The organism is Pandoraea communis (assembly GCF_902459745.1).
Lineage (GTDB): Bacteria > Pseudomonadota > Gammaproteobacteria > Burkholderiales > Burkholderiaceae > Pandoraea > Pandoraea communis.
The window spans coordinates 311078-336102 of record NZ_CABPSJ010000005.1; the positions used below are offsets into that span (position 1 = coordinate 311078).

Below are 25025 nucleotides of genomic sequence, written 5' to 3' on the forward strand. Positions count from 1 at the left end.
AAAACTTTCGTTTGAATAATACACGTGTGGCCGGGATACTGCCAGCCTGGGCGGACATTGTCCGCAGACACCGACTTTGCAGTTACGCAAGCTCCCGAAAGGACAACGCTCATGGCTCAGGCCCACGTACTCGGATTGCCGCGCATTGGCGCGCAACGTGAACTCAAATTCGCCGTCGAGGCCTTCTGGCGCGGCGAAATGAGCGAGCCGGCATTACAGGACACTGGCCAGCGCATTCGCGCGGCCAACCGCCTCGCGCAGCGCGAGGCAGGGCTCGACTGGATCACCGTCGGTGACTTCCATTGGTACGATCAAGTGCTTTCCACGCTGGCACTTGTGGGGGCGCTGCCGGAACGCTTCGGCGCGGCGCCCGCTGCACTCACGCTCGCGGACTACTTTGCCGCCGCGCGTGGCAATGCGCAGCAAGGCGCGATGGAAATGACGAAGTGGTTCGACACGAACTACCACTATCTCGTGCCGGAATACTCGCCGCAGACGCGCTTCGGCACGGGCACGCAATGGTTGTTCGAAGACGTTGCGGAAGCGCTGGCAGAGGGCGTGAAGGTCAAGCCTGTGTTGCTCGGGCCGCTCTCGCTGTTATATCTCGGCAAGGAGAAGGGCGGTCTCGCCGACCGTCTCTCGTTGCTGCCCGAACTGCTCGCCCAATATGAGCGCGTGCTGGCACGGCTGAGGGCGCAGGGCGTGACGTGGGTGCAGATCGACGAACCGATTCTCGCGCTCGACCTGCCCGAGCGGTGGCGCGACGCCTTCACGCCTGTCTACCGGCGTCTCGCGCCCGTTGCACCGTCGGTGCTGCTGGCCACGTACTTTGGCGACGTCAGCGAGCACGCGGCCCTGTTGGCGGCGTTGCCCGTGGCCGGGGTGCATGTCGACGGTGTGCGTGCGCCGCAGCAACTCGACGCGTTCGCGGCGCAATGGCCGCAGGACAAGGTGCTATCTGCCGGCGTAGTCGATGGGCGCAACGTCTGGCGCTGCGACCTGACGCGCGCCCGCGCGTTGCTCATGCCGCTGGCGCAGACGCTTGGCGACCGGCTGTGGGTGGCGTCGAGCTGCTCGCTGATGCATTGCCCGGTCGATCTCGCAAGTGAGGCGCGGCCGGACAAGGAAGTGCGCACCTGGCTCGCGTTTGCCGTGCAAAAGCTGGGCGAGGTGGCGCTGCTTCGCCGTTCGCTCGACGCCGCCGCGTTCGCCACGGCCGACGTGCAGGCCGCCTTCGCTGCCGATGGCGCTGCACAAGCCGCGCGCCGTGCGTCGCCGCGCATTCATAACCGCGTAGTGCAGAAGCGTCTGGCGGCGCTCACCGAAGCCGACGCACGCCGTGCGTCCGAGTATCCGGCGCGTGCCAGCGCCCAGCGTGCGTGGCTCAAGCTGCCTGCGCTGCCGACCACGACCATCGGATCGTTCCCCCAGACGGCGGCCATTCGCACGGCACGCGCCGACTTCAAGCGCCGCACCATGTCGCATCTGGACTATCTGGAGACGATGCGTGCACAGATACGTCTGGCTATCGAAAAGCAGGAAGCCTATGGGCTCGACGTGCTGGTGCATGGCGAGGCCGAGCGCAATGATATGGTCGAGTACTTCGGCGATCTGCTCTGGGGCTTCATGATTACCGAACATGGCTGGGTGCAGAGCTACGGCTCGCGTTGCGTGAAGCCGCCCGTGATCTATGGCGACGTGTATCTGCCCGAGCCGATGACCGTCACATGGAGCGCCTACGCGCAGCAACTGACCGACAAGCCGGTCAAGGGCATGCTGACCGGCCCGGTGACGATGCTGCAATGGTCGTTCGTGCGTGACGATCAGCCGCGCGAACGCACGGCGTTGCAGATTGCGCTGGCGTTGCGCGAGGAAGTGGCGGCGCTGGAGAAGGCGGGCGTGCGGGTGATTCAGATCGACGAACCTGCGCTGCGTGAGGGGCTGCCGTTGCGCGAGGGCGATTGGCCGTCGTATCTCGATTGGGCGGTGCACGCGTTCCGTGTGTGCTCATCGGGGGTGGCAGACGATACGCAGATCCACACGCATATGTGCTATTCGGAGTTCCACGACATTCTGCCGTCGATTGCCGCACTCGACGCCGACGTGATCTCGATCGAGACCACGCGCTCCGACATGGAATTGCTGGGCGCCTTCGAAGCCTTCGAGTATCCGAACGAGATCGGCCCGGGGGTGTACGACATTCATTCGCCGCGCGTGCCGTCGCAGGCAGAGATGGAACATCTGATCGAGGCCGCGCTCGCGCGCATTCCGGCCGAGCGTTTGTGGGTCAACCCGGACTGCGGGTTGAAGACGCGCGACTGGGCGCAGGTCGACGGCGCGTTGACCAACATGGTCGCTGCCGCCAATGCCGTGCGTGAGCGTCTCGCGGGCACTCACGTGCGAGTGCAGGCGCGGGCTGCCTGACATCCGCATGCGGATGCGTCGGCGTACATAGGCGCCGACGAAAAAACGCCGCCGATGCTTTTGTGCATCGGCGGCGTTTTGTTTTCGCGGGTCGGCGAAAGATCGCTCAGGCGAGTGCTTTTTCGACGATCTCGCGAACGTCCTTCGACAGCGCCTTATGTTCTGCCACGCTCTGCAAAGCGCTGTGCATGTGCTCGCGCAAGGACGGCGTGTACTTGCGCCAGCGATCGAGCACGCGAGCCAGACGCGCGGCGACCTGCGGGTTGAGCGCGTCGAGCGCGAGCACCTGTTCGGCCCAGAACCGGTAGCCGGAGCCATCGGTTGCGTGAAACTGCGCGGGGTTGCCGCCACAGAAGCTGAAAATCAGCGAGCGCGCGCGGTTCGGGTTCTTCAGCGTGAAGGCGGGATGACGCATGAGCGCACGCACGGCGTCGATCACGCAATGGCTGCCGTCGCCGCGTTGCATGGCTTGCAGCGCGAACCACTTGTCGATGGCCAGCGGCTCGTGCTCGAAGCGTTGATAGAAGTCCTCAAGCGCTTCGGCCGCGTGGTTCTGCCCGTGCGCCGTGTCGCCCTCGCGGGCGGCGCCGCCGCGTTGCACGAGCGCGGTGAGCGCGGCGAAACGATCCGTCATGTTGTCGGCCGCGTCGTACTGCGTGCGGGCGGTTTGCGCCGCGCCGGCGTCCGACAGTTCCATGAGATACGACAGCGCAAGGTTTTTCAGCGCGCGCTCGCCTGCGGAGGCGGCGTCCGGGCGGTACGCACCCGGCACGCGATGATTGTGATACGCCGCAAGCCACTCGGTATGCAACGAGGCTGCCAGACGCTGGCGCAGATACTGACGCGCGGCGTGGATGGCCGCCGGATCGATTTCCGCCATCTGCTCGCCGAGATACGATTCGGCCGGCAACGTGAGCGCTTGCGCGCGGAATGCCGGGTCGAGCGTTTCGTCACGCAGCACTTGCCGGAAGGCTTCGAGCACGTAGCTGTCCACGCTCGGCAACTGGCCCATCTGAATGGACTCGACGAGCGCGAGCAACTGACGCGTGGCCAGACGCTGACCGGCTTCCCAGCGGTTGAACGGGTCGCTGTCGTGCGCCATCAGGAAGGCGAGTTCGTCGATGGTGTACTCGTGCTCGACGATCACCGGTGCCGAGAAACCGCGCAACAGTGACGGCATCGGGTTGTGCGGCACGTCCACGAACGTGAAGCGCTGACGTTCTTGCGTGAAGTCGAGTACCCGCGTGGTGGCGCCGGGCGCATCGCTGGCTTCCCCCGCCAGATGCAGCGCCAGATCGCGGCCGTCGCGATCGAGCAGGCCGACGGCGAACGGGATATGGAACGGTTGTTTGACGAGTTGGTTGTCCTGCAACTCGACGCCGACCTTCGGGCAGCGCTGCGTGAGCGTCAGGGTGTAGGTGCGTGCGGCTTCGTCGTAGGCGGCGTCGACCGTCACGCGCGGCGTGCCGGCCTGGCTGTACCAGCGGCCGAACTGCGTCAGGTCGCGACGATTGGCATCGGCCATGGCGGCACGGAAGTCGTCGCACGTCACTGCCTGACCGTCGTGGCGCTCGAAGTACAGGTCCATGCCGCGGCGGAAGCCCTCGCGCCCAAGCAGCGTCTGATACATGCGCACGACTTCGGCGCCTTTCTCGTAGACGGTGACCGTGTAGAAGTTGTTGATTTCGACGTAGCTCTCGGGGCGCACCGGGTGCGCCATCGGGCCGGCGTCTTCGGGGAACTGCGCCTGACGCAGCACGCGCACGTCGTCGATGCGTTTGACCGCACGGCCCGACTCGGAGCCCATCATGTCGGCAGAGAATTCCTGATCGCGGAACACGGTCAGGCCTTCCTTCAGACTCAACTGGAACCAGTCGCGGCAGGTCACGCGATTGCCCGTCCAGTTGTGGAAGTACTCGTGGCCCACTACGGCTTCGATGTTGCCGAAGTCGTCGTCGGTGGCAGTGGCGGCGTCGGCCAGCACATACTTCGTGTTGAAGATGTTCAGGCCCTTGTTCTCCATGGCACCCATGTTGAAGTCGCTCACGGCCACGATCATGAAACGGTCGAGATCGAGCACGCGTCCGAAGCGCTCCTCGTCCCAGCGGATCGAGTTGACGAGCGAGTGCATGGCGTGTTCGGTCTTGTCCAGATCCTGGGGCTGTACCCAGACCTGAAGGAGTTTCTCGCGGCCGTCGCCGGCAACGAGGCGTTCCTCACGGCACACCAGACGGCCGGCGACCAGCGCGAACAGATAGCTGGGCTTCTTGAACGGGTCGTCCCAGATGGCGAAGTGACGGCCATCGGGCAGGTTGCCCTTGTCGATCAGGTTGCCGTTGGCCAGCAGCACCGGATACGCTTCGCGGTCGGCGCGCAGCGTAACGGTGTATGTGGCCATCACGTCCGGACGGTCGAGGAAGTAGGTGATCTTGCGAAACCCCTCGGCTTCGCACTGCGTGAAGAAGTTGCCACCCGAGACGTATAGCCCCATGAGCGACGTGTTCTCCTGCGGACGACAGCGGGTGACGAGCGTGAGTTCGAAGGCGTCGGGCGGGGCTTCGACGGTGAGCGATTCCTCGCCCGTGCGGTAGCCGGCCCAGGGTTTGCCGTCGAGTTCGAGGCTCACCAGTTGCAGACCCTGACCCACCAGTTCGAGGTCGCCGCCGGGGCCGGCCGGGTTGCGGCGTACACGCAACCGGCTGGTGACCGTGGTGACATCGGGGGCGAGGTCGAAGTCGAGTTGGACGGTGTCGATCAGATACGCCGGGGGCGTATAGTCGGAGCGTTGGATGACACCTGCGAGGTCGGTTCTGAGCATGGACGGTGTTTTGCGGACGGCCAAGAATCTCTAAATTGTAACGGAGTGGCGGCACCTTCGCGTTCTTGCGAGAAATTTGCTGAATTTTGCCTCAACGCGTCCGTCAAATCTGTTGGAGGTGCGCGAAGCACCCTCCTATGCTTAAATCGGCGCGAGCGGTGCGCATCGGCGCGCCGAGCCTTTCTCGGGAGCAGTCAATCATGTGGAAACGATGGGCAATGGCGACGTTAGCCGTCGCCAGCGTCTTGCTGGCAGGTTGTGCCAGCACGGTTACGAGTCAGGTGACCGCGTTCGGCGATTCGCCGGGCTTTGAAGGCCCGCGAACCTATGCGCTCACGCGCACTGCCGAGCAGCAGAACAATCAGGAACACGCGACTTACGAGCGATGGCTGCGCACGCGTCTGGCCGGAGACGGTTTCAGCGAGCAGAGTCCGTCGAGCGCGCACTACCTGATCGGCATGAGTTACGGCATCAGCCAGCAGATGATGCGGGTGGCGGAACCGGCGTATGACCCGATGTTCGCACCGGGCCCGTGGGGGCCGTGGGGACGGCCGTGGGGCTGGTACGGTTATCCGTACGGCGCGCCGCCGGCCTACATCGAGCGCGATTATCCGTATGCGCTCGCCGGCTTGCAGTTGCGCTTCACGGACCGCGCGAGCGGCAAGGAGGTATACCGCGTGCAGGCCAATACCAGTGACGGCGGCACGTCGCTCGCCTCGGCCATGCCGTTCCTGATCGACGCCGCGCTCAAGCAGTTGCCGTTCCCGAGCGGACGCACGGTCAACGTGCAACAGAAGGTCGGACAGTAGGGCGGACGGCAAGTCGCGGCCAGCCATCGCGCCACGCCGGAGCGAAGCGGTGCGTCAACGGGACGCGCGCTTCGCTCCGGCGTTTTTCGTTTACTGCATCAGCGTGACGATGCCGAGGATGGCGAAGATGATGGCGGCGGCCGCATGCACGGCCTTCGTCGGCAGACGGCCGGCGAACTTGTGGCCCACGAGCACGGCCGGCACGTTGGCGAGCATCATGCCGAGCGTTGTGCCTGCCACCACACCGAACAAGTCCTGATAGCGCGCGGCGAGCATGACCGTGGCGATCTGCGTCTTGTCGCCCATCTCGGCAATGAAGAACGTGAGCACCGTGGTGGCGAACACGCCAAGTTTGCGCTTCGTGGTGGTGTCTTCGTCGTCGACCTTGTCGGGGATCAGAATCCAGATCGCCATGCCGAGGAACGACGTGACGATGGCCCACTTCATGATTGCCGGGCTGATGGCAGTGGACAGCCATTCACCGAGTGCCCCGGCAAAGCCATGATTGACCAGCGTGGCGACGAGAATGCCAAGAATGATCGGCACGGGCTTCTTGAAGCGCGCAGCGAGTACGAGGGCCAGCAGTTGGGTTTTGTCGCCGATTTCGGCAAGACCGACGACGCCGGTCGAGATGAGGAATGGGGACACCTTGTGATTTCTCCGCCGGGCCGTGTCGATGCGAACCAATGACAATGCATCCCGGCCCGGTTGGCGGAAGCATCGTCATCGGTCTCGCCAGGCCTGAAGGCTGCGCACGCCATAGCCGGAACCGGCCAAGTCTGTTGACGTACGCCCCTGCCGAAGACTGATGTCTATGACAGGGCGGCTACTCCCCAATGAGGAAACGGATCATAGCATATTCGCCGTTTGGAAATGAAGTGGGCTCGTGGGGGCGGTCTGGCAAAAAAGGGCAGCCGGCAGGCCGCCCAAGGAGATCTCCGGCCGCATGCCCCTTGCGCACGGCCGGTGACCGCGAGGGAACGTGCGCCGTGCCGGAGCGACGGCGCCCATTTCCCCGCGAAAGCAATGCCTCACGTTGCCGCGCTGAGACAGCAGGTCAATGCGCTGATCACTTAGTGTGCCGCGCGGCGATGCACCGGCTTGCCTGCGGCGTAAGTGGTGGCGATGGCGCGATCGTCGCCAAGCATGGCGAACGCGAACAAGAGTTCTTCGAGCGATTCGGCCAGTGCCGTGCGGCGTGCGAGCAGCGGCGTGGCCTTCGGGTCGAGCACCACGAAATCGGCCTCGGCCCCCACGGCCAGCGTGCCGATGGTGCCGTGCAGATCGAGGGCGTGTGCAGCGCCTTCGGTGGCCAGATAGAACATGCGTTCGGCCGAGAGGTGATAGCCCGACAGACGCGCGACCTTGTGCGCTTCGTTCATCGTTTGCAACATCGAGAAGGTCGAGCCGCCACCGACGTCGGTCGCGAGCGTGACCGGCATGCGGCTCGCTTCGGCGGCGGCAAAGTCGAACAGGCCGCTGCCCAGGAATTGATTCGACGTCGGGCAGTGCGCGGCGACGCTGCCCGTTTCGAACATGCGGCGGCGGTCATGCTCGTCGAGCCAGATGCAGTGGCCATACACGGCACGCTTGCGCAGCAGCTTGTAGTGGTCGTACACATCGAGATAGCTGCGATGGCCTGGGAACAGCGAGCGCACCCATTCGACTTCGTCGGTGTTCTCGGCCACGTGGCTTTGAATGAACACGTCCTGATATTGCCCGGCGAGTTCGCCGCATACGCCCAGTTGCGCTTCGGTCGATGTCGGCGCGAAACGCGGCGTGAGCGCGTAGAGCTGGCGCCCCTTGTTGTGCCAGCGCTGAATCAGCGCCTCGCTGTCGCGCGCACCGCTCTCGGCCGTGTCGCGCAGGAATGCCGGGCAGTTGCGATCCATCATCACCTTGCCCGCGATCATGCGCAGGTCGCGCGCGTCGCTCGCCTTGAAGAAGGCGTCGACCGAGCCCGGATGCACCGTGCAGTACACCAGCGCGCTCGTGGTGCCGCTGCGCAGCAGTTCGTCGAGGAAGAACTGGGCGACATCGGCCGCGTACTCCGGATTCTCGAAACGCCGCTCGGTCGGGAAGGTGTACTTCTCGAGCCATGGCAGCAGCCCCGGAGCGGGCGACGCGATCATGTCCGTCTGCGGATAGTGGATGTGCGTGTCGATGAAGCCGGGCGTGACGAGCTTGTCGCGTAAGTCTTCGATAGGCGTGCCGGCGGGCAGCGTGGGGGCTACCTTGGCGTAGTCGCCCACGGCGGCGATGCGGCCGTTCTCGAAGGCGACGATGCCGTCGGTATGGTGCACGGTGCCGGGCGCGCCGTCGAGATAGGCCCGCGCGGGATCGTGCGTGAAGTAGACCAGTTGCGCGCGTACGGCACGCAGGGCTTGGTTTGTGATGGACATGTGCAGGGGCCTTCTATCGTTACATTTGCGTGAGCAGCAGCACTGCCAGCGCGGCGACGATCCACATCGCGGGCTTGATCTCTTTCACACGCCCGGTGAACAGCTTGAGCACGACGAACGCGAGGAAGCTGTAGGCGATACCGTCGGTGATCGAGTACGAAATCGGAATCATCACCACTGCAATGAAGCTCGGGATGGCTTCGTCCAGGCGGTGCCATTCGATACGCGCTACGGATTCCATCATAAACACACCGACCAGAATCAGCGCCGGGGCCGTCGCGATGGCAGGTACCAGCGAGAGCATCGGCGACAGAAACAGGAACGGCAGGAACAACAGTGCGCAGACCAGTGCGGTCAGTCCGGTGCGTCCGCCTTGTGCGATGCCGGCGGCCGATTCGATATAGGCGTTCGCCGGGCTCGTGCCGAGCGGGCCGGAAATCAGCACCGAGAACGAATCGACGATCATGGCCTGACGCATGTTGCGCGGATTGCCGTCGCGATCCTTCATGTTACCGGCTTCGGCAATGCTCATGAAGGTCGAGAGCGTATCAAAGAACGCCGTGAAGAGCATCACGAAGATGAACGGCAGGTAAGCCACCTTCAGCGCGCCCAGCAGGTCGAGCTGGCCGATACCCGAGAAGTCGGGCGCGGCGAAGAAGCCGTGGAAGTTCACCAGCGTAGCGGTGGCGATCTCCTTGGGGAAATACGCCGTGCCGTCGCCCCACAAGCGGCCGATGGGGATGGCCATGAGCGTGGTGAGCACGATGCCGATCATCAACGCACCGTTCACGCGGCGTGCGACAAGCACGGTCGTGAGCGCCAGACCGATGAGGAACGTGACGGTCGGCGGCGACAAGTGCGCCAGACGCACGACGGTGACCGGATCGCCGATCACCAGTTTGGCATTGACCAGGCCGATCACCGTGATGAACAGGCCGATGCCGCATGAGATGGCATAACGCAGGTTCGCCGGAATAGCCTCGACGACGAAGCGCCGGACGTTGAGTGCGGCGAGCAACGCGAAGAGAATGCCCGACCAGAACACGCAGCCCAATGCCGTTTGCCACGGCATGCCGACGCCATGCACCATCGTGAACGCGAACAGCGCGTTGAGCCCCATGCCCGGCGCGACCAGCACCGGATTGCGGGCGTAGAGCCCCATCGCACAACTGCCGAAGAAGCTGATGAGCACCGTGGCGGTGAGTGCCGCCGGGAACGCCATGCCGGTCTTCGACAAGATGGCCGGGTTGACGACGATGATGTACATCGCCGCGAGGAATGTCGTGATACCCGCAATGACTTCCGTACGGAACGTCGATCCGAGCGCCGTGATGCCGAAATACCGGTCGAGCGTCGAGACAGGTTGCGCGCCCGCCACGCGCGTGCTGTCGTGAGCCGCGTCGGGTGCGGCAGTACCCGCCGGGGGGCTGAGCGATGAGTCCATGGGGTGTTGTCTCCGATGTTCTAAGGTGTTTTGTGCGCTCGCCGCCGCAGGTGTGGGGGCACCACATGACGCCTATTCGGGCACGCACAAAAAATAGCATCGGGTCCCGGTGAAAATATTCCCCATGCGGAATGTTCCACATCATCGCGAGGTAATGTGGCGCGATGGGGGGATGTTCGCCCCGTTCTCGTCGGCGGCCGTTCGCTGAAAAAACGCCCGAAAGATCTCGGGCGTTTTGCGTGTTGCCGGGCGAAGGCGGGGCTTGCCGGTATTTGCAGGAATTACGGGGGGGGGCTACGCCGCTTGCGCAGCGCGAAAACGCTCCAGTTCGCCGACCAGACGGCGTTTCTCACTGTCGTCGATGAATGAGGCTTCGAAACTGTTCCGCGCCAGGGTGTAAGCGTCGTCGAGCGTCATATCCAGCGCGTCGAACGTTGCCAGGAAGTTCTCGTTCAGATAGCCGCCGAAATAGGCCGGGTCGTCCGAATTGATCGTCACGGCGAGGCCGCGTTTGAGCAACTGGTGCAGGGTGTGCTGCCCCATGTCGTCGAACACCTTGAGACGCACGTTCGATAGCGGGCACACCGTCAACGCGATCTTCTCGCGGGCCAGACGTTCCAGCAGCGCTTCGTCTTCAATCGCCCGCACGCCGTGATCCACACGCTCGACGTGCAGCATGTCCAACGCTTCGTGAATGTACTCGGGCGGACCTTCTTCGCCGGCGTGCGCCACGATGCGCAGCCCCAGCGCCCGGCATCGCTCGAACACGCGTGCGAATTTGGCGGGCGGGTGCCCTTGTTCGGAGGAGTCGAGCCCCACGCCCACGAGGCGGTGTCCGTGGCTGTTGAAATACGGCAGGGCGGTTTCCAGTGTCAGCAGGGCGTCTTCTTCGGGCAAGTGACGCAGGAAGCACAGAATCAGGCGACTGGTGATGCCATGTTGCGCCTCGGCTTCGGCCAGCGCTCGCTCGATGCCGTTGACGACGGTCTCCATCGATACGCCGCGCACCGTGTGCGTCTGCGGATCGAAGAAGATCTCGGTGTGACGGATGTTGTCGGCCGCCGCGCGCTCGAGATAGGCGCGCGTCATGTCGTAGAAGTCGTCTTCCGTGAGCAATACGCTCGCCCCCGCGTAATAAATATCCAGGAACGACTGTAGATCGGTGAAGGCGTAGGCGTCGCGCAGCGCTTCCACGCTCGGATACGGCAGCGTGACGCGATTTCGCTGCGCGAGCCGGAAGATCAGTTCGGGCTCCAGCGTGCCTTCGATGTGCAGATGCAACTCCGCCTTGGGCATGGCGCAAAGGGTCTTGGCGAGTTCGGGCGTGAGTGGCATGGATAGGTCTTGTCGTGGGGGAATGGGCGGGATTCTACCGTTGTGAGCGAATGCCGGTCACGCGCGAGCGCATGCGCCCGCCCGCCGCGCCGTTTTCAGACGGGCAGACCGGTGGCCTGCGGCGATACCGGTGCGCTTTGGCGCACCTGCTGCTCGCGCACGCGCAGCAGTTGCGCCGCGACCGCAATGGCGATCGTGGCAGGTGCCTTGCCGGTGATACCTGCGACCCCGATGGGGCAGATCATCTGTTCGAAACGTTCGGGCGGCACCCCGCGATCACGTAAGCGGTGCTCGAACTGACGGCGTTTCGTCATCGACCCGATCAGGCCGAAGTATGCGAAGTCGTCGCGTTTGAAGATGGCTTCGCATAGCCGCTGATCCAGCGCGTGGTTATGCGTCATGACAAGGAAATACGTACTCGGCGGTGCTTCGGCGACGATGGCCTCGGGCGTGTCCGTCGATTCCACCATCGTGTTCGGCGGCACGGTTTCCGGGAAGGTCTCGGTGCGCTCGTCAGCCCACGTCACACGGCACGGCAGCGTGGCCAGCACTTGTATGAGGGCTTGCCCGACGTGTCCGGCGCCGAACAACACGATATGGAAGTCGCTGGGTGCCAGGCGTTCACTGAGCCAGAGCCAGCCATCGCTGCCTTGCCAGAACGAGCAGGCGGCGTCGTCGGCATCGCGGGTCAGGGTGTGCGGGTGCGCCAGCGCTTCGTTCGGGCCGAGTTCGGTCAGCAGGACGGGGCCGCCCTGGTGCTGACTGGCTGCCGCGTCGGCTCCCGGCGCCCCGAATGCCACGCTGCGCAGACTCGCTTCGCCTGCCGCGAGCCGCTTGTGCAGTGCGCTCACCCACGCGAGATCGGTCAGCGTGAGCACTTCGAAGGCGAGGGTCACCACGCCGCCGCAGCACTGGCCGAGACTCGGGCCCAGCGCGAAACGCTCGACGTGCCGTGCGCCTTGCTGCCCATACTGGCGCAGCAACTGGCGGGCGACGTCCATCGCCCGCCATTCGAGATGCCCGCCGCCGATGGTCTCCCACACATGCTCACGCGTCACGAGCAAATGCGTGCCAGCTTCGCGCGGCGCAGAGCCTTCCACGCGTGCGATCGTCACCAATACCGCGGCCTCGCCGCGGACCAGCAGCTTGTGGGCGGCGTCGACCCAGCGATGCATCAGGTGGCGCTCCGTGTGCGCAGTTCGGTGATCGCCATGAGCAGCGCTTCGGAGGTTGCCGGTGCATTGAGCACCGGCTCGTCGCGATAGTCGTTCACGCTCGCCACCGCGTCGCGCAAGGCATTGAACACCGAGAACGGCAGCAGCAACGGCGGCTCGCCCACGGCCTTCGAGCGATGGATCGAGTCCGAGACGTTCGCATTCTCGAACAGCGCCACGCGGAAATCCGCCGGACAATCGCTGATGGCAGGGATCTTGTACGTGGAAGGGGCGTGCGTCATGAGCTTGCCGTCCTTGTTCCACCACAACTCTTCCGTCGTCAGCCAGCCCATCCCCTGGATGAAGGCGCCTTCGACCTGCCCGATGTCCAGTGCGGGGTTGATCGACTTGCCGGCGTCGTGAAGCACGTCGGCGCGCAGCAGGCGCCATTCGCCGGTGAGCGTGTCGAGCACCACTTCCGAGACGGCAGCGCCATAAGCGAAGTAGTAGAACGGATTGCCTTTCATCGTCGCGGCATCCCACGACAGGCCCGGCGTGGCGTAGAAGCCGTCAGACCATAGTTGCACGCGCGCCCAGTAGGCCGCTTCCACCAGATCGGGGAAGGCGATGTCATGGCCGTTCGCACTGACGATGTCGTTGGCGAAGCGCACATCGTCGGCCGAGCCACCGTACTTCTGCGCGGCGAACGCGGCCAAACGCTGGCGAATCTGCCAGGCGGCGTTCTGCGCCGCTTTGCCGTTCAGGTCGGCACCGGTCGATGCCGCCGTGGCCGATGTGTTCGCCACCTTGCTGGTGTCGGTCGCCGTCACGCGCACATGCGAGAGATCGACGCCCAACTCGTGCGCCACCACCTGCGCGACCTTCGTGTTCAGACCCTGACCCATCTCCGTGCCGCCGTGATTCACGAGCATCGAACCGTCGCGATAGATGTGTACCAGCGCACCCGCCTGATTGAAGGCCTGCACGTTGAACGAAATGCCGAACTTGAGCGGCGTGAGCGCCAGGCCGCGGCGCAACACCGGACTCATGCGGTTGAACGCCTTTACGGCCTCGCGCCGGGCACGGTAGTCGCTCGACTGTTCCAGCTCTGCAACGAGTTCGTGGATAACGTTGTCCTTGACCACTTGCCCGTACGGCGTGACGTTGCGCTCGGTTTTGCCGTAGAAGTTCGCGCGGCGTACATCGAGGGCGTCCTTGCCCAGATGACGGGCAATGGCGTCTTGCACGACTTCCATGATGAGGGCGCCCTGCGGGCCGCCAAAGCCGCGAAACGCCGTGTTCGACTGTGTGTTCGTCTTGCCGCACAGCGCACGCAGGTCGACGTCGGGCACGAAGTAGGCGTTATCGAAGTGGCAGATGGCACGCGTGGCGACCGGCCCCGACAGGTCGGCCGAGAAACCTGCGCGCAGCGTCATGTCGACCTTCGCGCCCTGAATTCGGCCATCGTCGTCGAAGCCGATGTCGTACTCGAAGTAAAAACCGTGACGCTTGCCGGTCATCATGAAGTCGTCGTCGCGATCGAGACGCAGCTTCACCGGACGCTTCAGACGTGTCGCGCACAGCGCCGCAACGCAGGCGAACAAGCCCGATTGCGATTCTTTGCCACCGAAGCCACCGCCCATGCGACGGCATTCGACCAGCACCTGATGGCTGTGCCAGCCGAGTGCGTGCGAGACCAATGCCTGCATTTCGGTTGGGTGCTGCGTCGAGCAATAGACGTGGATGCCGTCGTTTTCCTTCGGAATCGCGTATGAGATCTGCCCCTCGAGATAGAACTGCTCCTGCCCGTTGCATTCGAACGTGCCGGTCAACCGGTGCGGTGAGGCTTGCAGTGCGGCATCGGCGTCGCCGCGGTGCAGGTGATACGGCGGCAGCACGCCGGCCCCTGCGGCCTTGGCCGCTTGCGGCGTGAGGATCGCGGGCAGGTCCTCGTACTCGCCCTTGGCCAGACGCGCCGCGCGCCGCGCTGCGTCATGCGACTCGGCCACCACGGCGAACATCGGTTGACCGATGTACTGGACAACGCCATCGGCGAGAATCGGGTCGTCGTGAACGACCGGACCGCAATCGTTGACACCGGGAATGTCGGCCGCAGTCAGCACGGCGACCACGCCCGGTGCGCGACGCACGGCGTCGAGATCGAGTGAGAGGATGCGGGCGTGCGCCTTGGGCGAAGCCCCGAGGGCGCAGTGCAGCGTGCCTTGCAGTTCGGGGATGTCGTCGGTGTAGGTGGCTTCGCCGGCCACGTGGAGTTCGGCCGACTCGTGCGGACGCGAGCGGCCAACCTGAGCACCGGCCGTGCTCGCGGCACCGGTCTGCGTCATGAAGTCTTCAACTTGCTTGTTCATGGGCAACTCCGGTTAGACGTTGGCGAACGCGTTGACTTCGTGTGCCGCCAGCGGCGCATCGGTGCGCGTTTCCAGGAAAAAACGACACAGCAGATTCTGCGCGCCCGCGAGCCGGTAGGCGCTGGTCGCGCGCATGTCCGAGAGCGGTTGATAGTCGGCGGGCAACGCTGCCATCGCTGCACGCACGGTGGCTTCGGTCCAGGGCTGTCCGACTAGCGCCGCTTCGACGGCGCTACCGCGCTTCGGCGTGGCGGCCATACCGCCGAAGGCCACGCGGGCCGAACGCACGGTATCGCCGTCGAGTTCGACCGCGAACGCGGCGCACACTGCCGAGATGTCCTGATCGAAGCGCTTGGCCAGTTTATATGTGCGAAAACGCTGTGCTGCCCCCGGCAGCGGCACGCGGATGCCTTGAACGAATTCGCCTGCCTGGAGCGCTGTCTTCTGATACGCCAGGTAGAAGTCCTCCAGTGGCATGTCGCGGACAACGCCTTCGCGATGCAGCACGATGCGGGCGCCGAGCACGATCAGCCCCGGCATCGAGTCGCCGATGGGCGAGCCGTTCGCAACGTTGCCGCCAAGCGTTCCGGCGTTGCGGATCGGGAACGAGGCAAAGCGCTGACGCATCTCCGCCAGTTCCGGATAGTGTTTGACGAGCGCATCGAAAGCATCGCCCAGCAGGGCGCCCGCACCGATATCGATGCCGTTCGGACCTTCGGAAATCTCGCGTAGTTCCGCCACCTGTCCGAGATAGATCAGGTGCTTCAGTTCGCGGAACTGCTTGGTGACCCACAGGCCGACGTCGGTGCTGCCGGCAAGGATGCGCGCGTCTGGGTAGGCGGCGCGCAGGCGGCCCATTTCGGCCAGCGTGCGCGGGGCATGGAAAACGTGACCGTCGTGCTCGTACGTCAGGGTGTCGCCGCGCTGCAACGCCTGAAGCTGCTTCGCCAGCGACGCGCGGTCGAATGCCTGGCGCGGCAGGTCGAACATTTTCTGGGCAGCGTCGACGATAGGCCGATAGCCCGTGCAGCGGCACAGGTTGCCGGACAGTACGTCGTCGATCTCACGGCGGCTCGGGCAGCCGGTATTTGCCGGACGATTCAGATACATGGCCCACAGCGACATCACGAAACCCGGCGTGCAGAAGCCGCATTGCGAGGCGTGACAGTCCACGAGCGCCTGTTGCACCGGATGCAGGGTGCCATCCTGCGCACGCAGGTCTTCGACGGTGAAAAGGGCTTTACCGTCGAGCGTGGGAAGGAACTGGATGCAGGCGTTGACTGCCCGCAGGGCCACGTTGCCATCGTCGGCCAACTCGCCGATCACGACCGTACAGGCGCCGCAATCGCCTTCGGCGCACCCTTCCTTGGTACCGGTGCAATGCAGGTCTTCGCGCGTGTACTGAAGCACGGTGCGGGTCGTGGCCTCGCCAGTGACCTCGTGCACCTTGCCGCGGTAATAGAAGCGGATGGCTTGTGTCTCCATGGTTCTCAGTGTAGTGCAGTGGGATTGCAGGCGCGCCGGGTCTTGGCCGGCGTGGGGATGAGCCGAAGATAGCACCGGCCGGGGAGGTAAATATTTCGGGGCCATGATGATGCCTATTCGGGCGCCCCGATGACCCGGCATTGTCATAAACTACGGCTCAATCCGCCGTCATCTGGCGTTCAACATGCCTCCAGAGCGTCCCAACCCATGCAAAGACCCCGCGAACAGATCGACGCCTACTTGCTGCGGGTACTTCATACGCTGCTGACCGAACAAAGCGTTTCACGTGCGGCGCTCAAGCTCGGCCAGTCGCAGCCGGCCATCAGCAATTCGCTGCGCCGCCTGCGCGAGATCACCGGCGACGCCATTCTGGTGCGTGGCAAGAGCGGTATGGTGGCCACCGAGCGCGGCCGGGAGCTGCTGGGCTACGCGACCGATGCGCTGGCCGCCATCGAACGCATTACGCATCCCACCACGGAATTCGCGCCACAGACCACCACGCGGGCGTTTCGCCTTGGCGCGCCCGACTATCTCGACGCCGTCTTCCTGCCCAACATCGCTGAAGTGCTGCGTCGCGACGCGCCCTCGGCACGGCTGCACGTGCAGCCGATCAATGCGGGCTTCGACTATGCCGGCGCACTGGAGAACGGCTCGCTCGACGTGGTCATCGGTAACTGGCTGGAGCCGCCGCCGCAACTGCACATGTCGCGTCTGTTCGACGATGAAGTGGTCTGCATGCTCGGCGCGCAGCATCCCCTCGCGAGCAAGGGCATTTCGCTTAAGCATTATCTGGAATTGCCGCATCTGGCGCCCACGCCTTACGTGGCCGAGCGTCAGAGCTTTATCGACGGATGTCTGGCGGAGCAGGGGCTGCGTCGCAATATCCAGATGACGATGCCGTACTTCGGACTCGTGCCGTATGTACTGATGCGCACCGATCTGGTGTTTACGACGGGGCGGCAGTTCGCGCAGCACTACGCACGGTATTTGCCGATTCGTGTGTTGCCGTCCCCTTTTGCCTTTCCGCCGATGCGCTTCTATCAGCTATGGCACGAGCGCACGCATGCCGCGCCGGAGGTGACGTGGTTGCGCAGGCGAGTGGCGGATGTGGCGACGGAGCTGGACGTTGCGAACGGTGGCGGGGCGGAAGCGCCTGCACTGGCGCGGCCCTGAGGGAACGCAGGCGGGAGGGACGCGACCGTCGCCCGGAGGCAGACGGCCGGTGACACGAGTCATGCTCGGCGAAGTCTTAGCGCAACGACTTAGCGCAACGAAATCACGCGGCGCGGACGACGCAGCGCCAGCGACAGGAAAATCACGACAAACGCGGCAAGCGACCACATCGGCAGCGTGAGGCCGAGGATCGGCGGGTACACCGTCTGACACATTCCCTGCACCTGGAATAACTGCGGCAGCATGCGCGATGTCGGTAAGGCATCGACGAAGGCTTCGACCACGTCATATCCGCAGCTCACCAGCGGATTGGCTTGCACGTAGATCAGGTAGCCTGAAGCGGCCATGCCGCCGATGGCCGACAAAGCAGCAAGCACGCGTGCGAACTGAATGCCAGCCCAACTGCGCGAGGCTGCGCCGACCAGACCGAAGATCGCGATCAGCACGAGTGCGTAACGCGCCAGAATGCACAGCGGGCATGGGTCTTCGTGACGTACGTACTGGAAATACAGCGCGCCGCCCAGCAGGGCGAGGCTGACCACGGTGAGCAGGAGGTACAGCCGGCGTTCGCGGCGCAGGGCCGGGTCGATTTGAGCGTTCATTTCACTTCGGGCGGTGGGCGATCACGAATCCCGCAAAACCCGCATGACGCTGGGCGGCAGGCACTTGGGCTGGCATTGTAACCCCTGCCCGATTCGTGCGTGAGTCGAAAAATTACGGAACTTTTTGCTCGAAAATCAGACGCTTTCGTGCGGTGCGGCGAAGCACAAACCACCATGCTGCGCGAGCGCGCAGGCGGTGCAGCCGCCCGCGCGCGTGTGGCCGGTGCCTAAACGCGTGGTACGCGTGGCATCAACCGCCAAGATGTGCCGAGCGCAGGGCGTGCTCGATGGCGCGTCCGACCGGGAACAGGCGCGCGTCGTCGCCCGCCGCTGCACTGACCATCAGGCCGATGGGGGCTTCGCCTGCGCCCTGACACGGCAGCGAAAACGCGCAGCCGTCGATCATGTTGATGGCCGTGGGGTTACGCAGAACCAAGGCGTTGGTCGCCGTGAACGTGTCGTCGCTCGCTTCGAGCGGCGCGATGGCCGGCGGCGTGAGCGGCACCGTCGGGCACAGCACGGCGTCGAAGCTTTGCCAAACGGGGGTTGCGGCTGCGATGAGCGCGGCGCGCGCGTTCAGCAGGTCGATGTAATCGGCGGCGCTGGCCGGCTCACCTTTGCGAATACGCACCAGCACGCGCGGATCGTAATCCTGCGCGCGTTCGGCGAGTAGCGTGCGGTGCCATGCATAAGCCTCGATGGGAGAAAAGCCGAAGCGGTTCATTGCGGGCAGGCCGTCGAACGGCGAGAACCTGAATTCCACGAGCGTGGCGCCTGCCTTGGCGAGCGCGGCGAGTGCCCGCTGGTAGATCGCGATGGCAGCGGGCTCTGCGCCATCCAGCACGAAGTTCGTCAAGATGCCGAAGCGCATGCCGCGCACGTCACGCGGTGCGGCCGGGGTCTCGTCGATGGTGTTGCCGCTGAGGATGGCGTCAACCCAGGCGCAGCAGTCGACCGAGCGGCCGATGGGGCCGACCGAGTCCAGCGACGTCGAGAGAGGCAGCGCGCCGTCGCGTGGCGTGCGCGCGGCCGTCGGCTTGAATCCCGTCAGACCGCAGAACGCCGACGGAATGCGAATCGAGCCGCCCGTATCGGTGCCGAGTCCGACAGCAGCCATGCCGTCGGCCACCGATGCGGCCGCCCCCGACGACGAACCTCCCGCAATATGACCCGCCTCGCGCTGCCACGGCGAGCGCGGCGTGCCGTAGTGCGGATTCAGGCCCAGACCCGAGAAAGCGAATTCGGTCATGTTGGTGCGGCCGACGATCACTGCACCCGCTTGGCGCAGCCGTGCCACGGCGAGGGCGTCGTGCTTGGCCGGGGCGGCGCCGGACAGGACTTTGGAGCCCGCGCGCGTGATTTGCCCGGCCACGTCGAACAAATCCTTCACCGACACGGGAATGCCCATCAACGGCGACAGGCGCGCGCCTGCACGGCGCAGGGCGTCGAGGCCGTCGGCGGCGTGACGCGCGGCCTGGGCGTCGAATTGCGTGAAGACGACGTTGCCCTGACCGGCGGGATCGGCGATACGGGCGAGCGCTTGCTCGGTCAATGCACGGCTGGTGGTGCGCCCGGCGTCGAGCGCGGCGGCGAGTTCGGACAGGGGGCGTTGCAGATCGATGGCGTCGGTGCTCATGGTCAGATCGCTTTCAGGATGTGGGTACGGAATTCTTCGATATGACGGGTGATCGCGCGGCGGGCGCGTTCGGCGTCGTGCGCGGCGAGTGCTTCGAACAGTTCGAGATGTTCCTCGTACACGCCTTCCAGATGGCTCGGCGTCGACAGTGCGAGAAACCAGAAGCGCAGCGAGCGCTCGTGCAGTCCGCGTAACAGCTCAGCGAGCGTCTGATTACGCGAAGCGCGCGAGATCGCCAGATGGAAGTCGCGGTCGATACACATCGTCGCCGCGACATCGCGCATGGCAATCGCCTCGCGCGAGCGAGCCAGCACCGCTTCGATGGTCGCCAGGTCGTCGGGCGTGGCGGCGCGCGCAGCCAATTCCACGCAGTACGTTTCGTTGATCATGCGAACGTCGATGATCTCGAGTGCGTCGTTGAGCGAGACGGGCGCGACCATCGCGCCCTTGCGCGGCAGGATGACCAGTAGCCCCTCAAGCGCGAGCCGGTGCATCGCCTGATGCACAGGGGTGCGCCCCAGTCCCGTCGACTGCATCAACTGTGCTTCGTTGAGCGTTTCGCCGGGGCGCAGACGCAACGTGATGATGTCGTGCTTGATGGCTTCGTAAGCGCGCTGCGTCAGGCTGCGCCCGTCAGCGATCGCCGGCGAATCGGCGAGGCTGGTCGTTGCCGTTGTGGCGTGGCCGGGTTCGAAGGGCGTGTCGTTGGGCATCTGTTGGGGAGGCGTCAGCCGGTGATGGGCTGCGTGGCGATGGCCGCATCGACGGTCGTATCGATGCCGTCACGGTTCCCTCTGAAGGACGGATAAAAACGCATAGCCGGCAATCTCCGTGAAACTCGATTGATATTGTTGTGATATTTCACATGTCGACGAGACAAAAAGCAAGAAGAAAAATTTCGTCGCAAGTGGCAAAAAACGGGAATTTTTTATGAAAAGCCCCGTCAATCTTGGGTTGCGCGCGTGTTCGCCCATCGCGTATATTGATTTGGCGCCAGTTTTCGGCCGGTATTTCGTCTGGTATTGCCAATTCGGCCGTCGTGCCGGAGCCCTTTCGGGGATGCGCAGGCCAGCGCCCCCGGCGGCGGGTTCGCCATGGGCGACCGGGCGAACGAACGCAACGTCTATCAAGCCGGCTGCAAGCGGCCGGCTTCCCACCTTCATCAAGCATCACGTCTTGTGTTAATCGCTGCGGCCCGGCAGGGGCGCGGCGTGCGACCGGCGTGGAGTCAAGAACAGCAATATCGGCGTAAAACGCCGCGGGGAGAACGTATCGGATGCATCACGCCATCGACTTCATTCAGGATCTGGCCGTCATCATGCTGCTGGCGGGCATCGTGACAGTCATCTTCAACCGGTTCCGGCAGCCGGTCGTGCTCGGCTATATCGTGGCGGGTGTGATCATCGGCCCGTATACGCCGCCGTTCGCATTGATACATGATGAGAAGACCATCGGCATCCTGGCCGAACTCGGTGTTGTGTTCCTGATGTTCTCGCTGGGGCTGGAGTTCAGCTTGCGCAAGCTCGCGCGGGTTGGCGTGACGGCATTCGTGGCCGCGATCACCGAGATCGTACTGATGCTCTGGCTGGGCTACGAGATCGGACGATTCTTCGGCTGGAAGGCGATGGACTCGATCTTCCTCGGCGCGATGCTCGCCGTCTCGTCGACCACCATCATCGTGAAGGCGCTCGACGAACTCGGCATGAAGCGCGAGCGTTTCGCCCAGCTCATCTTCGGCGTGCTCATCGTGGAAGACGTGCTCGCCATCGGCATGATCGCGCTGCTCTCGGGCATTGCCATCAGCGGCTCGGTCGATGCCGGTGAAGCCACCTTTACGCTGGGCAAGCTGCTGCTGTTCATGGTGGTGTCGCTCGTCGTGGGCATTCTGCTCGTGCCGCGCATTCTCGCGTACGTGGCGAAGTTCAAGAGCGACGAAATGCTGTTGATCGTCGTGCTGGGTCTGTGCTTCGGCTTCTGCCTGCTGGTCATCCAGATGGGTTACAGCGTGGCGCTCGGTGCGTTCCTGATCGGCGCCATCATGGCCGAGGCGCGTGAGCTGCATACGATCGAGCGGCTGGTTGCACCGCTGCGCGACATGTTCAGCGCCGTGTTCTTCGTCACCATCGGCCTGTTGCTCGACCCGCATGTCCTCGTCACATACATTTGGCCGATTCTGGTCATCACCCTGGCGGTGGTGATCGGCAAGATCGTGTCGTGCGGTCTGGGAGCGTACCTCTCCGGGCAGGATGGGCGTACGTCGATGCGTGTGGGCATGGGCCTGTCGCAAATCGGAGAGTTCTCGTTCATCATCGCGTCGCTCGGACTTTCGCTCAAGGTGACGAGCGACTTCCTTTATCCGATTGCCGTGGCCGTGTCGGTCATCACGACGCTGCTCACGCCGTATCTGATCAAGAGCGCCGATCCGGTGACGGGATGGCTTGGCCGGGCGATGCCGGGACGTCTGTCCTACGTGTTGGGGCAGTACACGCAGTGGCTGCAGAGCATTCAACTGACCGGTGACAGTGCTGCGCTCGTCACGATCGTGCGGCGTATCGTGGTGAGCGTTGCCATCAATCTGGCGCTGGTCGTCACGATCTTCCTCGGTGGCGCGTTCTTCTACCGTCGGCTGGCCGACCTGATGTCGCCCTGGGTGCGCGACCCGAGCCTGCAAAGTGCCGTGGTGTGGGGGGCGGCGCTGGTGCTGTCGCTGCCGTTCCTGATTGCGGTGTACCGCAAGCTCAAGTCGCTCTCGCTGTTGCTCGTCGAGTTGTCGGTGCCGCCGAGCCTGACCGGCCGGTATACGCTTCAGGTGCGCCGCGTGGTGGCCGAGATCCTGCCGATTGCCGCCATGGTTGGGGTGATCCTGCTGGTAGCGGCTTTGTCGGCAAGCATTTTGCCGTCGACGGAAATGATCGCGTTGATCGTCGCGGGCACGGTGGTGCTGGCCATCGTGATGCGCAGTTGGTTCGTGCGCATGCACGCCAAGCTCCAGATCGCCCTCAAAGAGACGCTCGAACATCAGCCCGACAGTGAGCAGCAAGGTGGCGGTCCGTCGTCGCATTGATTGGGGCCCACGCTCGCCGCGATAGCGTGTCGGGTGTGGGGCAAGCGCGGGGCAAGTGCAATGAAAAGCCCGCCGGGATTACCCCCGGCGGGCTTTTTTTATTTGACCGCGCTGCGCTTGCCTAGGCCTTGCGGGGCGGAAAATCGAAGATCAGACAGGTGGTCGTGGCGTGTGCGTAGAGCGTGCCGTCCGGGCCGACGATGCGGCCTTCGGCGATACCGACCTGGCGTCCGACCTGAACGATGTTGCCTTCGGCACGCACGCAGGGGACGTCGTGCGTGAGCGCGCGAACCATGTTGGTTTTGAGTTCGAGCGTGGTGTAGCTGCGTCCGGCGGGTAGCGTCGAATGCACTGCGCAAGCGACGGCGGAATCCAGCAGGGTGGCGTACCAGCCGCCGTGGACGGAGCCGAGCGGGTTGTAATACGGCAACGCCGGGCGGCCTTGAAAGACGGCGCGGCCGCTCGCGACCTCAATGGCGATGAAGCCGAGCGTCTCGCTGATCGGCGGCATCGGCAGCTTGCCGTCGAACATCGCCTGAAACATTTCCTGACCGGTCAGACCGATCACGTCGGACGGCGTTGCCACGCCGTAACGCAAGGGGCCATTGCGGGCGATCCGTTCACGCACGGCGGCTTCGTCGGCTTCCCACTGCGCCAGTACGGTGGCAGCATCCGCTCGGGTATTCATGGTGTCTTCCTCGTTACTTTTATAATGCTAGCGATATGCCCGATTATAGAAGTCGCGGGGGGCGTTGGGGCATTCCGCGTTAGAGGGAAGCGTCGAGGCGAGGGCGCCGGAGCGCCCTCCACGCTGGCTCAGACAGGCTCAGGCCGCTTGCGCGTGGCTGAGGCGATAGTTGGCCAACTCGTCGATGGTCAGGATCGGCAGACCGTGTTGCTCGGCGAAGCGTTCGATGTCTGCACCACGCGTCATCGTCCCGTCCGGATTCATCAACTCGCACAGCACGGCGGCGGGTTTCAGACCGGCGAGAATCGCCAGATCGACTGAGCCTTCCGTATGGCCCCGGCGTGTGAGCACACCGCCCGGCTGCGCACGCAGCGGGAAGACGTGGCCTGGGCGAGACAGGTCGGAGGGCTGGGCGTCATTGGCAATCGCGGCACGAATCGTGGTCACGCGGTCGGCGGCGGACACGCCTGTGCTCACGCCTTGGCGAGCCTCGATGGTCACAGTGAACGCCGTGCCGTAACGGCTCTGGTTTTGCTCGACCATTGGCGGCAGATCAAGACGGCGCAGGGTCTCGTCAGGCAGACACAGACAGACGATGCCGCTGCACTCGCGAATCAGCATGGCCATGGTGGCCGGGGTGATTTTCTCGGCGGCGACGATCAGGTCGGCCTCGTTCTCGCGGTCGAGATCGTCCATCAGAATGACTGGGCGGCCTTCGCGCATCGCCTGGAGCGAGGCGGCCAGACGGACTTCGACGGGCGGCAGGTGGGTGAATGCCGGGTAGGCATGCAGATCGTCGGCTGTGCCTGGCGTAGGGGCCGATACGGTGTCTTGCGGTGCAGCTTGGGTCGTACTGGTGGTAACGGACATGAAACGCTCCTCGCGTAAGTCAATCGGGCGAAAAACGTTTTCGGGGCATGCGAACGGACGTCGCCATGGAATCGCATCCCATGGCACGCGGGTATCGACGCATCTTCTCTCATCCGGACTATGACCGTCGGCTCTGGCTTCGCACCAGATCTGCTGACCCTGCCGGTGTCACGAAAGCGACGGTGGCAAGCGCTCGCGGGCTCATGACGAACGCAGCTTCCGCTGCGCGGTGTCACATACCGCCGGTGGGGATTTTCACCCCGCCCTGAAGACGTGTATGCCGCACGCGCAGTGCCGCGCGGTGACTTATCGCGTGGCGTCCGAGCGTATTCGGCGAGAAAGAGCGTAGCACAAGGTGTCGCGGGTTTGCAGGGAAGACTACGCGGCGCGCGTGGGATTGTGGAACGGGGCAGGACCGGACGATTCGCTGGCAGTAGGGGCGCCAGATGCCGCAACGTCGAGTGAGGTTTGCGGCATCTGACCTGCCGGACGACGCTCAGGCCGCGGTGCCTTTCACCGTGTAACCTGCGTCGGTGATGGCGGCGCTGACTTCAGCCGGCGAGAGGCGGCTTTCGACGTCCACGCGACCCGCGCTCAGATCTACGTTGACCTTGGCCGCAGCGTCGCGCTCGGTGATTGCCCGCGTGACGGTTTTGACGCAATGACCGCAGCTCATACCTTCGACTTGCACTTGCATGTTCGACTCCTTGAAAGAGGTTTGGGTGGCACTGATCAGACAAATCGATGATAGA

19 protein-coding genes and 2 riboswitches are annotated in these 25025 nt (G+C 64.3%); of the genes, 4 read left to right on the forward strand and 15 right to left on the reverse strand.

Going from position 1 to position 25025, the window contains the following annotated elements; translation table 11 throughout:
- Positions 1-111 precede the first annotated feature (111 nt).
- Positions 112-2424, forward strand: coding sequence for a 5-methyltetrahydropteroyltriglutamate--homocysteine S-methyltransferase (metE, locus tag PCO31110_RS19390; protein ID WP_150691178.1), 2313 nt, complete (start codon positions 112-114; stop codon positions 2422-2424).
- 106 nt (positions 2425-2530) lie between these two features.
- On the opposite strand, the gene pepN is transcribed toward metE, so the two are convergent.
- Entirely contained in the window at positions 2531-5242 is a 2712-nt protein-coding gene (gene pepN / locus PCO31110_RS19395) for an aminopeptidase N (protein WP_150691179.1), read from the reverse strand.
- A 218-nt stretch (positions 5243-5460) separates the two neighbouring features.
- On the opposite strand from pepN, the gene PCO31110_RS19400 reads away from it, so the two are divergent.
- On the forward strand, positions 5461-6051 hold the full coding sequence (locus PCO31110_RS19400) for a DUF4136 domain-containing protein (protein ID WP_174979653.1): 591 nt from the start codon (positions 5461-5463) through the stop codon (positions 6049-6051).
- A gap of 90 nt (positions 6052-6141) precedes the next feature.
- Here PCO31110_RS19400 and PCO31110_RS19405 read toward each other — a convergent pair whose 3' ends face one another.
- The 7 genes from PCO31110_RS19405 to xdhA all read right to left on the reverse strand — a co-directional run bounded on the left by PCO31110_RS19405 (position 6142) and on the right by xdhA (position 16240).
- Entirely contained in the window at positions 6142-6699 is a 558-nt protein-coding gene (locus PCO31110_RS19405) for a TMEM165/GDT1 family protein (protein ID WP_010805879.1), read from the reverse strand.
- Between the two features lie 14 nt (positions 6700-6713).
- A riboswitch (yybP-ykoY riboswitch) is annotated at positions 6714-6898 on the reverse strand.
- A gap of 226 nt (positions 6899-7124) precedes the next feature.
- Positions 7125-8453, reverse strand: coding sequence for a guanine deaminase (gene guaD, locus PCO31110_RS19410; RefSeq protein WP_010805880.1), 1329 nt, complete (start codon positions 8451-8453; stop codon positions 7125-7127).
- Positions 8454-8472: 19 nt separating this feature from the next.
- Positions 8473-9897: an NCS2 family permease gene (locus PCO31110_RS19415; RefSeq protein WP_010805881.1), complete on the reverse strand. Its 1425-nt coding sequence runs from the start codon at positions 9895-9897 to the stop codon at positions 8473-8475.
- A gap of 294 nt (positions 9898-10191) precedes the next feature.
- The gene (locus PCO31110_RS19420; protein WP_010805882.1) at positions 10192-11232 is read right to left on the reverse strand and encodes an adenosine deaminase; all 1041 of its coding nucleotides are present in this window, start codon (positions 11230-11232) and stop codon (positions 10192-10194) included.
- A 95-nt stretch (positions 11233-11327) separates the two neighbouring features.
- Entirely contained in the window at positions 11328-12407 is a 1080-nt protein-coding gene (gene xdhC, locus PCO31110_RS19425; RefSeq protein ID WP_150691181.1) for a xanthine dehydrogenase accessory protein XdhC, read from the reverse strand.
- Complete coding sequence (xdhB, locus tag PCO31110_RS19430) at positions 12407-14755, reverse strand: xanthine dehydrogenase molybdopterin binding subunit (protein WP_150691182.1); 2349 nt, start codon at positions 14753-14755, stop codon at positions 12407-12409. The genes xdhC and xdhB overlap by 1 nt, the downstream gene beginning before the upstream one ends.
- 12 nt (positions 14756-14767) lie before the next feature.
- Positions 14768-16240, reverse strand: coding sequence for a xanthine dehydrogenase small subunit (gene xdhA, locus PCO31110_RS19435; protein WP_150691183.1), 1473 nt, complete (start codon positions 16238-16240; stop codon positions 14768-14770).
- Between the two features lie 207 nt (positions 16241-16447).
- On the opposite strand from xdhA, the gene PCO31110_RS19440 reads away from it, so the two are divergent.
- Positions 16448-17413: a LysR substrate-binding domain-containing protein gene (locus PCO31110_RS19440; protein ID WP_010805886.1), complete on the forward strand. Its 966-nt coding sequence runs from the start codon at positions 16448-16450 to the stop codon at positions 17411-17413.
- Positions 17414-17502: 89 nt separating this feature from the next.
- Here PCO31110_RS19440 and PCO31110_RS19445 read toward each other — a convergent pair whose 3' ends face one another.
- From PCO31110_RS19445 to PCO31110_RS19460, 4 genes are all read right to left on the reverse strand, one after another.
- On the reverse strand, positions 17503-18015 hold the full coding sequence (locus PCO31110_RS19445) for a disulfide bond formation protein B (RefSeq protein WP_010805887.1): 513 nt from the start codon (positions 18013-18015) through the stop codon (positions 17503-17505).
- A gap of 250 nt (positions 18016-18265) precedes the next feature.
- Entirely contained in the window at positions 18266-19651 is a 1386-nt protein-coding gene (locus PCO31110_RS19450) for an amidase (RefSeq protein ID WP_150691184.1), read from the reverse strand.
- Positions 19652-19653: 2 nt separating this feature from the next.
- The gene (locus tag PCO31110_RS19455) at positions 19654-20364 is read right to left on the reverse strand and encodes a GntR family transcriptional regulator (protein ID WP_010805889.1); all 711 of its coding nucleotides are present in this window, start codon (positions 20362-20364) and stop codon (positions 19654-19656) included.
- Positions 20365-20433: 69 nt separating this feature from the next.
- On the reverse strand, positions 20434-20814 hold the full coding sequence (locus PCO31110_RS19460) for a hypothetical protein (RefSeq protein ID WP_150691185.1): 381 nt from the start codon (positions 20812-20814) through the stop codon (positions 20434-20436).
- 113 nt (positions 20815-20927) lie between these two features.
- Here PCO31110_RS19460 and PCO31110_RS19465 point away from each other — a divergent pair, with 113 nt between their 5' ends.
- On the forward strand, positions 20928-22715 hold the full coding sequence (locus tag PCO31110_RS19465; RefSeq protein WP_010805890.1) for a cation:proton antiporter: 1788 nt from the start codon (positions 20928-20930) through the stop codon (positions 22713-22715).
- 121 nt (positions 22716-22836) lie between these two features.
- Here the strand turns inward: PCO31110_RS19465 and PCO31110_RS19470 are convergent, their stop codons facing one another.
- From PCO31110_RS19470 to PCO31110_RS19480, 3 genes are all read right to left on the reverse strand, one after another.
- Positions 22837-23403 carry a PaaI family thioesterase gene (locus tag PCO31110_RS19470; protein ID WP_150691186.1) on the reverse strand — a complete coding sequence of 189 codons (567 nt, stop codon included), beginning with the start codon at positions 23401-23403 and terminating at the stop codon, positions 22837-22839.
- 138 nt (positions 23404-23541) lie between these two features.
- Complete coding sequence (ribB, locus tag PCO31110_RS19475; protein WP_150691187.1) at positions 23542-24273, reverse strand: 3,4-dihydroxy-2-butanone-4-phosphate synthase; 732 nt, start codon at positions 24271-24273, stop codon at positions 23542-23544.
- A 97-nt stretch (positions 24274-24370) separates the two neighbouring features.
- A riboswitch (FMN riboswitch) is annotated at positions 24371-24550 on the reverse strand.
- A gap of 219 nt (positions 24551-24769) precedes the next feature.
- Positions 24770-24970, reverse strand: coding sequence for a heavy-metal-associated domain-containing protein (locus PCO31110_RS19480; protein WP_010805893.1), 201 nt, complete (start codon positions 24968-24970; stop codon positions 24770-24772).
- Positions 24971-25025: the final 55 nt, after the last annotated feature.

Excerpts from the sequence above, each read along its gene's own strand:
- metE (WP_150691178.1), top strand. The coding sequence starts at position 112 with ATGGCTCAGGCCCACGTACTCGGATTGCCGCGCATTGGCGCGCAACGT.
- pepN (WP_150691179.1), bottom strand. The coding sequence starts at position 5,242 with ATGCTCAGAACCGACCTCGCAGGTGTCATCCAACGCTCCGACTATACG.
- PCO31110_RS19400 (WP_174979653.1), top strand. The coding sequence starts at position 5,461 with ATGGCGACGTTAGCCGTCGCCAGCGTCTTGCTGGCAGGTTGTGCCAGC.
- guaD (WP_010805880.1), bottom strand. The coding sequence starts at position 8,453 with ATGTCCATCACAAACCAAGCCCTGCGTGCCGTACGCGCGCAACTGGTC.
- PCO31110_RS19415 (WP_010805881.1), bottom strand. The coding sequence starts at position 9,897 with ATGGACTCATCGCTCAGCCCCCCGGCGGGTACTGCCGCACCCGACGCG.
- PCO31110_RS19420 (WP_010805882.1), bottom strand. The coding sequence starts at position 11,232 with ATGCCACTCACGCCCGAACTCGCCAAGACCCTTTGCGCCATGCCCAAG.
- xdhC (WP_150691181.1), bottom strand. The coding sequence starts at position 12,407 with ATGCATCGCTGGGTCGACGCCGCCCACAAGCTGCTGGTCCGCGGCGAG.
- xdhB (WP_150691182.1), bottom strand. The coding sequence starts at position 14,755 with ATGAACAAGCAAGTTGAAGACTTCATGACGCAGACCGGTGCCGCGAGC.
- xdhA (WP_150691183.1), bottom strand. The coding sequence starts at position 16,240 with ATGGAGACACAAGCCATCCGCTTCTATTACCGCGGCAAGGTGCACGAG.
- PCO31110_RS19440 (WP_010805886.1), top strand. The coding sequence starts at position 16,448 with ATGCAAAGACCCCGCGAACAGATCGACGCCTACTTGCTGCGGGTACTT.
- PCO31110_RS19445 (WP_010805887.1), bottom strand. The coding sequence starts at position 18,015 with ATGAACGCTCAAATCGACCCGGCCCTGCGCCGCGAACGCCGGCTGTAC.
- PCO31110_RS19450 (WP_150691184.1), bottom strand. The coding sequence starts at position 19,651 with ATGAGCACCGACGCCATCGATCTGCAACGCCCCCTGTCCGAACTCGCC.
- PCO31110_RS19455 (WP_010805889.1), bottom strand. The coding sequence starts at position 20,364 with ATGCCCAACGACACGCCCTTCGAACCCGGCCACGCCACAACGGCAACG.
- PCO31110_RS19460 (WP_150691185.1), bottom strand. The coding sequence starts at position 20,814 with ATGAAGGTGGGAAGCCGGCCGCTTGCAGCCGGCTTGATAGACGTTGCG.
- PCO31110_RS19465 (WP_010805890.1), top strand. The coding sequence starts at position 20,928 with ATGCATCACGCCATCGACTTCATTCAGGATCTGGCCGTCATCATGCTG.
- PCO31110_RS19470 (WP_150691186.1), bottom strand. The coding sequence starts at position 23,403 with ATGAATACCCGAGCGGATGCTGCCACCGTACTGGCGCAGTGGGAAGCC.
- ribB (WP_150691187.1), bottom strand. The coding sequence starts at position 24,273 with ATGTCCGTTACCACCAGTACGACCCAAGCTGCACCGCAAGACACCGTA.
- PCO31110_RS19480 (WP_010805893.1), bottom strand. The coding sequence starts at position 24,970 with ATGCAAGTGCAAGTCGAAGGTATGAGCTGCGGTCATTGCGTCAAAACC.